Below are 9582 nucleotides of genomic sequence, written 5' to 3'. Positions count from 1 at the left end.
ATCGGGTAGAGCACGACCGCGTAGGCGTGATCCGTGGTCTTGTTGATGCTGGAAATGATCAATTTGTCATGCTGCATGGACAGAAGCTCGTTGGTCAGCAAGTTCCGGTAGCCTTGCACGCCTTTGCTATAGAATATTTCCAGTAATTTATCATTTTGCGTGGTCAGCCAGCCGTTTCCAAACTCGGTATTGAAACGCGTGACAAAAGTGTCGTCAGCGATGTCGACCGGCTGCCATGTATTGAACAGTGGATCGGCAAAGTCCACCAATTCGATGATGTCGCTTGCCCCAGCCGCATCTATTTTTTCGATGATGATTTTATCTTTATCTTGCGCCAGCAGATAAGAATCCTTGTCGAAGGAGGCGCTTAATATCTGCAAAACAAGGATATCCTTCGCGTCGATCTCCCGCGAGCGCGTGACGTTGCCTTTCTCATCGATCTCCCGGTGCAGCAGGATGCTGCCGTCATTCGCCAGCAAGTGAATCGCCTGGTTGGAAATGGCAATGCGGTTATTCGCGGGCAAGGGGACCTTGCTATTGTGTTTTTTCTTCAGTTTCCCGTTGATAAACTCGATGGCCAGGATTTTGTCCGGTTTCTTATCGTCAAAATCCACATCGTGAAATATCGAATGTGAGTCCGTCGTTCCAATGAAGTCTCCTGTACATGGACGGTTACCCTTTGGTAATTCTACATCTTCACGATGAAAGATCGGAATGCTGATTTCCAGTTCTTTATCAGGATGATAGGGAATGACGGAGACATAGTTTTCCTGATCCGGACTCAGGAACAGCGTCGGCAAGATGCCGTCATCCTCGACGTAGTTTTCAATACTGCCATCCATCCCGACAGTTGTATACATCAGCTTGTACGTGCCATTTTTTTCGTAGACGTAATTAGCCAGCAGCGTCTTTTCAGCAAATGACATGCTGTCTTTTGCGGATATTGCCGTCTCGGCAAGCAACGTTGTCATTGTGCCCCAGTCGCCCTGCGTGACAGACGATGTATAGGGCGTTACCTTGTCGAGGTTTTTCATGCGTCAGATGATCTCCGTATGTTCCGTATCTTATTGTGCCGCCAAACCCAGCTTCAAGCCCACCAGCTTGCCCGGCGCCGCCTCCGTTTTTTCCGGCGCGCCCGCGCTGACCCTGGCCGCCGGCGTGCCGTCCTGCTGCAGGGCCGCCAGAATCGCCGCGCTGCGCTGGGCGCCCAGCTTGCTCAAGGCGTCGGCAGGCAGGGCCTGCTTGGCTTCCAGCTGCTCGCGCAAGCCGGTATAGAAGGCGCCCGTGTCGGCCACTTGCGGCTCGCCCTCGATCAGCTTGCCCAGGCGTTGCAAGACGGGGATCTTGGCCGCCGCCGGCGCGGAGGCGCTGGCGGATGCCGCCGCTGGGGCAGGTGCGGCCGACTCCGCCGCCTTCTTCTGCTTGTCCAGCTCGGCCTTGCCGAAGCGTTCGCCGTACAGGTCGCGCAGGGCGCCACGGACCTTGCGTTCGCTCAGGTTCAACGGCCCCGGTTCTTCGCCCGCTTCCAGCTTGATGCCGGCCTTGGCGGCGACGGCGCGGCGCACGGCCTGGGCGCGCAGGGCTGCCCCGTCCGTGTCGCTGTACTGGCCCGGCACGGCCAGCTTCAGCTGTTCGCGCTTGGCGAGGATGTGCGTCACCTGCTTGAGTTTTTCCCGCTCGGGCGGCAGCAGCACGGCGCTGCCCGCATCGAAGTCGATGGCTTCCAGCTTGTCGGCGCTGATGCCCAGCAAGTTGCCCAGCGCGCGGAACGGCGCCGTGACGATCTTGGTCAGCACATTGCCCACGGCTTTCCAGATCAGGGCGCCATAGCTGAATTGCGGGTCGTTCATGTCGCCGGACACGGGCAAGCCGAGGTCGATGCGCCCGTCGCTATCCTTGAGGATGGCCAGCGCCAGTTCCAGCGGCAGCTTCAAGGCGTCAGGACTGTCGATGCGCTCGCCCAGGGTCAGCTTGTCGAGCACGATCTGGTTGGTGCCGTCGAGCTGGCGGTTGCGCACCTTGTACTGCAAGTCCAGCGAAATCTTGCCTTCCGCCACCTTGTATCCGGCGAATTTCATCGTGTACGGCGAGGCGGAGACCATGTCGACGTTCTTGAACACGACGTTCAAGTCCGTGTTGTCGGTCGGGGCGAAGGGATTTAATTGTCCGCGCACGCGGGCCAGGCCGAATTCGTCGATGCGGCCGTCCAGTTCGATCTGGCTGCGCGCATCGCGCTTGGTCGACAAGCCCGTGACGACGCCGTTGAGCTCATAGATCTTGGCGGCGAACTGGGGCCGCAGGCTGAGGTCGGCAAAGTCCAGCTTGGCGTTCTGCAGGCGCACGCGGCGCACGCGCACGGGGAAGCCGGCGTCGGCGGGCGCGCTGGCGGTTGCCGGCGCCGGCGCAGTGGCCGGCTCGGGCGCTTTCACCAGCAGGCGCTGGGCGTTCAGGCTGCGGTCGTTTTCGATGATCAGCTGGGCGTTCGGTTCGACCACGCGCAGCTCCGGGATGTCGACGAAGTCGGGGCCCACGCTGGCCGTCAGCTTGTCGGCGCGCACGCTTTTCCATGACGCAAAACGCTTGCCATCCGTTTCATTGAGCACGAGGCCGGCGATATCCACGCCGCCCTCATAGCGCACTTTCGGCGCCTTCGGCGCGCCGCCGCCCGTCGTCAGGCGGCCGCTGCCGGAGAGGGTGCCGCCCGCCAGCTTCAGTTTCAGATGCTGCGCCAGCAGCGGTTGCACGGGCGCCAGGGTCAGCTGTTTCAGGTTCAGCTGCGCATCGACGGCGCCCGTGCCCGGCACGAACTTGCCGTTGGCCGTGAGCAAGCCGCCTTCGCGCAGTCCCACGCCCAGCTCAAACGGCAGCGCCTGCTTCATGTCGTTGCTGACATTCTGCAACGACAGCCGCGCATCCTGCAGCGTGCCCTTGATGCCCGTGCCCGCATCGTCGAAACGGGCGCCGAATTTGCTCAGTTCCACCTTGTCCACCGTGGTGGACCACGGCGCGGATGGCGCGTCCTTGCCTGCGTCGGCCTTGCCGGAGGCAAACACGGGCAGTTTTTGCGCAATCGCAAACTCTCCCTGGCGGTTGCGCGCCAAGTCGATCTGCGCGCCGCTGGCCGTCACGGCGCCCAGGTGCACGGTATGCGTCGCCAGGTCGATCTTGCCTTCTGTAAAGCCCAGTTGGGCCAGCTTGAATGGTGTTTGCGCGCCGCGCTGCATGGCGAGATCGGCCAGGCTGAAATTGGCGCCGTCGATCACGGTGGCCATGCCCGCTGGCCCCTGCTGCATGTCCAGTTGCAACTGGGCTTGCAACTGTCTTGCGCTCAATTGCAGGGCAGGCGAGACGGTTTCATCGATGGCGGAGACGTCCACATTGGCCAGCGCCAGCTGTTTTAAATCCACCTTCCACTTGCCAGGTTTGGCTGGCGCGGCGATGGCCGATGCTGCTGGCGCCGGATTGCCCGGCAGCATCAGGTTCGCCACGTCGATCTCGCCCTTGCTGTCGCGCCGCACGGCCACCTTGCCGCCGTACAGATTGATTTTATCCACCGTGACGTTCTGGCGCGCCAGATCCACGTTCACGCCGGCGATGCCCAGGGTGTCCAGCGATGTAAATGGCGCGCCCTTGCCATCTTGCACCAGCGCCAGGTCGCGCAAGGCCAGGCCCGCGCCCTTGACGGTCGCTTCCAGCGTGCCGTCGGCATACGAAAAGGCGTAGGGCAGGCGCGCCGACAGCTTGCCGCTGGCCACCGTCGCGCGCGTGTACGCTTTCAAATACGCGGCCAGGCCGGGCAGGGAAGCGTCGTTCAAAACCAGTTCGCCGTCGCCGCGAATCGGGCTGAGGGAGGCCGTGCCGCGCCAGTGCAGCTTGCCGCCGCGCGCCGCATCGGCGCTGAGGCTGTAGCTGCCGTTGGCGTCGGGCAGGGTCGAGATATTGTCGAGCGTAAAGTTGATTGGCGTGAAGTTATCCGCATAGCCCGCCTTCTGGTCTTGCCAGTCCACTTTACCTTGTTCCAGCGCAAAGTGGCCGATGACGAGGCGCGGCATGCCGCCGTCGCTCTTTTCCGGGTGGTTGCGTTGCCAGGTGGCCAGCACTTCGGCCAGGTTGAACTTGCCGTCCGGCGTGATGGTCAGCTGCGCCTGCGGCGCCGTGATGCGGATTTCCGCCAGGCTCCAGGCGCGGCGCACGATGGATTTCCATTCCAGCTGCACGGCCAGGGTGCCGATGGACAGCAGCGGCGCACCGCTCTGGCCATCCGCGCTGGCCGCTTCCTTGAAAGCGATCTGGTCCGCTTCCAGGCGCAGGGTAAACGGATTGAAGCGTACGGAGCTTATGCTGGCCTGGCGCGCCAGTTCTTTCTCGGCAAATTTGGGCAGCTGGTTTTTGATAACGTAGGGCACCAGCCAGAAGCCGGCCGCGCTGTAGGCGGCCAGGGCGCAGCCGGTGCCGACGGCCCAGCGCTGCCAGCGTTTCCAGCGAAATGTTTTCGTCTGCACGCTTTTGTTGTCGATTGTATTCACGAACTTACCTTTTGATCTTGTTGGGCGGCACATCCTGCACGCCGTGACTGTCAGTATGCCTCTTTGCGAGCTCGTCTGCAAAATCCAAACGTGTTCAAGTGATAACAGACGCCGGGGTGGCCTTGTTTCTTCAGTAAAACTCACACAAATCCAGCCTTACTTGATAATGATTCTCATTATCGGTATCATGCCCGCTAACCGTAAGTTTCCATTTGTACATATTGAAAGCCTGAACTCATGCCTGTCGTCTCTCCCCGCACCCGCTTACTTCCAGTCGCCGCAGCCTTGTCGCTGGCCTTCGCTTCCCCTGCGGTCATTGCCACTGGGCAAGACGATTTGACGGCTGGCGATGAGAAAGTCATGCAGGCCGTGCAAGTGACGGGCGCCCGCGCGCAAGGCCTGGTGCCCGTAAGCACGGAGGCGGGCAGCTTTCGCGGCGCCAGCATCATGGACGTGCCGTCGACCGTCAATGTGATCACGCGCGAATTGCTGGAGCAGCAAGCCGTGTCCGGCCTGTACGATGCCGTGCGCAATACGGCCGGCGTGACGCGCCAGCAAAATGGCGGCGAGACCTGGGATCAATTGGTGATACGCGGCATCGCCGTGGAAAACCGCACGAATTACCGTCTCAACGGTTCCATGCCCATCATGAACTTCTCGCAAGTGCCCATGGAAAACAAGGAGCGCGTGGAAGTACTGAAGGGCGCCTCGGCCCTGTACTACGGTTTTACCTCGCCGGCCGGCGTCGTCAATTTCGTCACCAAGCGGGCAGGCGGCAAGCCCGTCACCAGCTTGGGTCTGAGCCTCGATGACCGGGGCAGTGCCGTGGCGAATGTCGACGTGGGCCGCCGTTTTGGCGCGCAGCAGGAATTCGGCGTGCGCATCAACGCGGCCGGCGGCACCCTGGGTTCCTACCTCGATAACGTCGGCAATGGCAACCGCCGCTTCCTGTCCGCCGCGCTGGACTGGCGGGTGACGAACAGGCTGCTGCTCAAGGCCGACCTGGAATACGACCGCCGCAAGGTGACGGAGCAGGCGGGCGTGGCCTTGCCGGCCGCCGTGAAAGGCGTGATCAGCCTGCCGCGCGCCGTCGACCCGCGCCAGCTGATCGGCCCCGACTGGTCGAATTTCGAGGCGCAGACGAAAAACGCGCAATTGCGCGCCGACTACGCCATCACGGATGGCTGGGCCTTGACGGTGGAAGCGGGGCACTCGGAAACGGCGCGCGACCGCCGCCTGGCCATCTTCCGCCTGAATAACGCGGCGGCGCTGGCCACGGGCGCGGGCCGCATCACGGGCAATATCCAGCACAGCGTGACGGCGTCGGACTTGCTGCGCGCGGAACTGGCCGGCAATTTCCGCACGGGCTGGATTGCCCATGAACTGACCCTGGGCGCCTCGCGCACGGAGAAATCCCAAGATGCTATTTACCAGAGCAACTACACGATCGCGGCGCAAAATCTGTACCAGCCCGTGCCCGTGACGAATGTCGTGTTCGGTCCCAAGCCGACGGCGCCGACGACGGCCGCCCTGGAGACGCGCGACACGGGCTTGTACGCGCTCGACCGCATGGTCTTCAGCCCGCAATGGCAAAGCGTCGTCGGCGTGCGCCGCAGCAGTTATCAGAGCGACCAGGGGAACAGCCATTACGACGTCAGCAAGACGACGCCGATGGCCTCATTGATCTACAAGGCCACGCCCGAACTGTCGTTGTACGCCTCCACGGCGCGGGGCCTGGAAGAGGGCGAGACGGGCCCGACGGGCACCGTCAACCAGGGCGTCAAGATGGCGCCCGGCGTGAGCAAGCAGAAAGAGCTCGGTGCGCGCTGGCTGACGCCGGGCGGCACCTTGCTGTCGGCCGCGCTGTTCGACATCACGCGCCCCGGCTACTACACGAATACCGGCAATGTCTTTACATCGGACGGTGAACAGCGCTACCGCGGCCTGGAAATCTCGACGCAAGGCAAGCTGACGCGCCAGCTGTCGTGGCAGACGTCGGCCCAGTTGCTCGACCCGCGCTTTGCGCACATCAACGCCGACTACAACGGCAAGGCGCCGGAAAACGCGTCGAAACGCACGGCCAGCGCCTTCTTGTCGTATGCGTTCGATGGCGTGCCGGGCCTGTCCGTCAACGGCGGCGCGTATTACTACAGCGCCCGTCCCGTCAACGACCTGAACCAGGCCTTTCTCGGCGGCGTGAGCCTGTTCAGCGCGGGCGCCCGCTATGCGAACCGCGTGATGGACAAGGCCGTCGTGTGGCAGCTGAACGTGGAAAATGCGGCCGACAAGCGCTACTGGGCCGGCGCGGGTACGCGTTTGGCCTCGGGCGCGCCGCGCGCCATCAAGCTGTCGATGAAGGTGGATTTATAGGAAGGTTTGACTTGCGCCCTGTGCGCAGGGACCTTGCGCTGATACAATATTGCCATGTTCATCAGCAAAGGCAAAGCCAGCATCGTCCTGTGGATCGCGTGTATCGCCATCTTCCTGGCCACGCTCGCCCCTACGGTATCGCGCGCGCTGACGGTCGCCAGCGGGATGGCCGTGCCCAGCCTGGAAATCTGCTCGGTGGCGGGCGGCATGCAAGCCATGCCCGTCCGCTACGATGCGCAGGAACCCTCCGCGCCAGAAAAATCGGGCATGCGCATGGCCGACTGCCCGTGCTGCAGCATGCATGCGGACACCTTGTCGATTCCGCCCACCTCCCTCGTGCTCGCTTCTGGCGAGCTCCTCACGGGCTTGCTGCCCGAGCTGTTCTACCAGTCCGCCACGCCATTGTTCGCCTGGACGCCCGTCCAGCCCCGCGGTCCGCCCGCCGCTTTCTGATCTGTCCCTTTCCCTGAACTGCCTTGCGCCGCGCATGCCGTGCGCTTGCGCCTGTTCGTTTGACCCATACAGAATCCGAAAGCAGCACCATGAAACATTTACCGTTATTGATTTCCCTCGCCATCGCCATGCCCGCCGTGGCGCAAACGCGCCCTGAAGAGGTTCTGCCCGAGATGAAAGTCATCGTCACGGCCATAGGCGACGGCTACCGTTCCGCCGCCGACACGGCGCTGATGCTCTCCAGCACGCCCGGCTACAGCGTGGCGGCCGGCGGCGGCGTGTCCGGCTTGCCAGTGGTTAATGGCTTTGCCGATGACCGCCTCAAGATCCGCATCGACGGCATGGAACTGACGTCCGCCTGTGCCAATCATATGAATGCGCCGTTGTCGTACATTGATCCGCAACAAGTGCAGCGCATCCGCCTGATCGCCGGCGTGACACCCGTCAGCGCGGGCGGCGACAGCATAGGCGGCACCATCGAGGTGCAATCGAACGCGCCCGTGTTCGCCCAGCCCGGCGCGGCGTTGCTGACGCAAGGCAGTTTTGCCGTGTCGGGCCGCAGCGTCAACAACAGCGTGGCGACCAGCGTGAACGCCTCTGCCGCCAGCGACGTGCTCAGCATCGGCTACAGCGGCGCCACCACGCGCGGCCACAGCTATGAAGATGGCCACGGCAACACCGTGCTGGCCAGCATGTTTGAAAGCATCAACCAGGCCATCGTGCTGGCGGCCAAGCGCGATGGCCAGCAGCTGACCCTGCGCGCCGGCATGCAGCACATCCCGTACCAGGGTTTCCCCAACCAGTATATGGACATGACGGACAACCACGGCCAGTTTGCCAACCTCGCCTACCAGGGCACGTTTGCCTGGGGCGTGTTCGATGCGCGCGCCTACTGGCAGCAGACGGACCACGAAATGGGCTTTTTCTCGCCCGAACGCAAGGGTTCGATGCCGATGATTACGCATGGACGCAACACCGGTTATGCCTTGATGGCCAGTCTGCCGACGGCTGCGGGCGAGTTGCGCCTGGGCCAGGAGTGGCACGGCTTCCGCCTTGACGATTACTGGCCGGCCGTGCCCGGTTCCATGATGATGGGGCCGCGTACCTATTTGAACATCAATGACGGCAAGCGCGACCGTACCGTGCTGTTCGGCGAACTGGAAACGCGCCACGCTGCGCGCTGGACGAGCGTGCTGGGCGTGCGCGGCGAATCCGTGCGCATGGACACGGGCGACGTGCAATCGTACGGCACCAACATGATGAACATGCCGGATGTGATGGCCGCCAGGGCCTTCAATGCGCGCAGCCGCAGCCGGCGCGACACGAATATCGATGCCTCCGCGCAAGCCACCTTTACGCCCGATGCGGCCAGCAGCTATGCATTCGCGCTGGCGCGCAAGGTGCGCTCGCCCAACCTGTACGAGCGCTACTCGTGGGGGCGCGGCTCGATGGCCATGACCATGACCAACTGGTTTGGCGACGGCAACGGCTATGTGGGCGATATCGACCTGAAACCCGAGGCGGCTTACACGGCGGCGTTGACGGCCGACTGGCATGGCGGCGGCGAAGAGGGCTGGTTCCTGCGCGTCAATCCCTATTACAGCAAGGTCGACAACTACATCGACGTCGACGTGCTGGCGTCTTTCCACCCGTACATGAAAATGGGCGCGAACGGCAACCTGCTGCGCTTTGCCAACCATGACGCCAAATTGTACGGCGCGAATCTGGCGTGGCAGCTGCCGCTGGCCAGCAGCGCCCGCTGGGGCCGCTTCATGGCGACCGGCAATGCCGCTTACACGCGGGGCAAGCGCGGCGATGGCGGCGACCTGTACCGCATGATGCCGCTCAACGCCTTGCTGGCCGTCGAGCACAAGCTGGGCGCCTGGAGCAGCCGCATCGAAACGAAGATCGTGGCCCGCAAGGACAAGGTCGACGCCCGGCGCTTCGAACCGGAGACGGGCGGCTATGCGCTCGTCAACCTGCGCAGCAGCGTGGCGCTGAACAAGATGGCCAGCCTGAGCGCCGGCGTGAGCAATCTGTTCAACCGCGCGTATGCGGACCCGCTCGGTGGCGTGTACCTGTCGGGACTGAAGGCGAACGGCGGGGCGCTGCAAGCCTTGCCGGCCGAGGGCCGGTCGATTGATCTGGGGCTGCAGCTGAAGTTCTAAGCCTGGCAATCAGTGTGCGCCTTCCTGCTGCCGATGCGGGAAGAAGACGCACGCTGGCATCGCCG

General features: G+C 63.0%; 5 protein-coding genes. 3 read left to right on the top strand and 2 right to left on the bottom strand.

Annotated elements, in window-relative coordinates:
• On the bottom strand, positions 1-1034 hold a 1034-nt coding region (locus AC0V2Y_RS22325; RefSeq protein WP_475418371.1), incomplete at its 3' end, for a hypothetical protein.
• 30 nt (positions 1035-1064) lie between these two features.
• Positions 1065-4526: a DUF748 domain-containing protein gene (locus AC0V2Y_RS22320; protein WP_475416318.1), complete on the bottom strand. Its 3462-nt coding sequence runs from the start codon at positions 4524-4526 to the stop codon at positions 1065-1067.
• Positions 4527-4763: 237 nt separating this feature from the next.
• On the opposite strand from AC0V2Y_RS22320, the gene AC0V2Y_RS22315 reads away from it, so the two are divergent.
• From AC0V2Y_RS22315 to AC0V2Y_RS22305, 3 genes are all read left to right on the top strand, one after another.
• Positions 4764-6896, top strand: coding sequence for a TonB-dependent siderophore receptor (locus AC0V2Y_RS22315; RefSeq protein WP_475416319.1), 2133 nt, complete (start codon positions 4764-4766; stop codon positions 6894-6896).
• Positions 6897-6950: 54 nt separating this feature from the next.
• Complete coding sequence (locus AC0V2Y_RS22310) at positions 6951-7349, top strand: DUF2946 domain-containing protein (RefSeq protein ID WP_475416320.1); 399 nt, start codon at positions 6951-6953, stop codon at positions 7347-7349.
• A gap of 89 nt (positions 7350-7438) precedes the next feature.
• Positions 7439-9517, top strand: coding sequence for a TonB-dependent receptor (locus AC0V2Y_RS22305; RefSeq protein ID WP_475416321.1), 2079 nt, complete (start codon positions 7439-7441; stop codon positions 9515-9517).
• Positions 9518-9582 lie beyond the last annotated feature (65 nt).

It is taken from the genome of Janthinobacterium sp. BHSEK (genome assembly GCF_056174685.1).
The sequence above is the reverse complement of the archived record's forward strand: the minus strand, read 5'-3'. Positions and strand labels throughout refer to the sequence as shown.

Excerpts from the sequence above, each read along its gene's own strand:
- AC0V2Y_RS22315 (WP_475416319.1), top strand. The coding sequence starts at position 4,764 with ATGCCTGTCGTCTCTCCCCGCACCCGCTTACTTCCAGTCGCCGCAGCC.
- AC0V2Y_RS22310 (WP_475416320.1), top strand. The coding sequence starts at position 6,951 with ATGTTCATCAGCAAAGGCAAAGCCAGCATCGTCCTGTGGATCGCGTGT.
- AC0V2Y_RS22305 (WP_475416321.1), top strand. The coding sequence starts at position 7,439 with ATGAAACATTTACCGTTATTGATTTCCCTCGCCATCGCCATGCCCGCC.